This window comes from Mesorhizobium sp. WSM4850 (genome assembly GCF_055811735.1).
On record NZ_JBVVPV010000140.1, the window covers coordinates 1 to 1,138 of the forward strand.

Annotated in this window: 1 protein-coding gene; it reads right to left on the reverse strand. The window is 57.4% G+C overall.

Going from position 1 to position 1,138, the window contains the following annotated elements; all coding sequences use genetic code 11:
* Positions 1-71: 71 nt before the first annotated feature.
* Positions 72-218 carry an MFS transporter gene (locus tag AC0L2Z_RS35275; protein WP_473630626.1) on the reverse strand — a complete coding sequence of 49 codons (147 nt, stop codon included), beginning with the start codon at positions 216-218 and terminating at the stop codon, positions 72-74.
* Positions 219-1,138: the final 920 nt, after the last annotated feature.

Here is a 1,138-nt window from a genome sequence, read left to right on the forward strand (position 1 = left end):
CATCGTGGCACCTCCGCCAACAATGAATCAGCCGCTCACCATCAATTCAACCGGATTAATAGGTCCTGACCCTAGCTAATGGCAACAGTCTGCATCAACCGGCCGAGGGAGGAGACTTGAGAGGCCAGCCAGATCGAACGAAAGGTTGGATTCTTGAGCGGCGCAAATGCCGCCGGTGAACCTGGACCCTCGTCTGCGCCGCGACACTGCTCATGCAATCGCTTACTCTCGCTCCTGTTCCATTGTCACATTCCTTTACAGTGAGGAGCCGCCGCCACTCAGTGAACCAACTAAGGCACGGAGAGCAGCCAATCTGCGCGGACACTCAGCCAATTGAAGCCCGGCAGGAGACTAAGCTCGCTGCCGGGCTGGTACGCCTTGGGAGGTGGCGTAAGTCGGAATCCTCTCTGCACAAGCCCTGAACCCCTGTTGCTGCTCCGGCAGGAAGCAGATTGATCCTTTCCCGGCCGCAAGTACTTCTCCGAAGCATCCTTGTGGCCGCAACCGATCTCGGGAGTAGTACTCGATCTTCGGCGGAATGGTCCTGACGAGTTCCATAACCAGACCTCGGATCGCAACCCGCCGATATCTTGCGATAGCCCCCCCCGAAGCCTCGAATTGGCTCGACCTGCTCACGTCCATTGGTTCGACCGCGGGTAGGTCGCGCTCGAGTATCCGGGGTGCGGTGTGGATTGTTCTTCGTGCCTGACGTCCCTTCCCTTCCGGATAGTTGCGCCTCAGCAGGTCACTCTGGGCTACTACTTCGATTTGGCAGCCTGAAGCCGCGTGCTCAGTGCGAATGTAGCAGCGTCGAATGAGCAGTTTGCGCGAATTATTTGCGGCAGATGCAGGAAATCGACGTTCTCCGGCTCTCCGCGACCGTTATGAGGGGCACTGAACGGTCGGTATCAAGCTTGGGCTGGAAAGCCCAAGGGATATCGGGGCGCGATTTGAAACCCGCATGACAAGTGGAACTGCCGCATGCGCATGGAGCTGAATGTCGGCTCAGATATTATTTCGTGGGACTAGCGGCGAACAAGAACGTGAGCTGGGAGGAACTACAGATGGACACGTGGAAACACGACGAGACCAGGAATAGTCCCTTGAGACGTGCAATCCTGAGGGGAATGGCTGCACT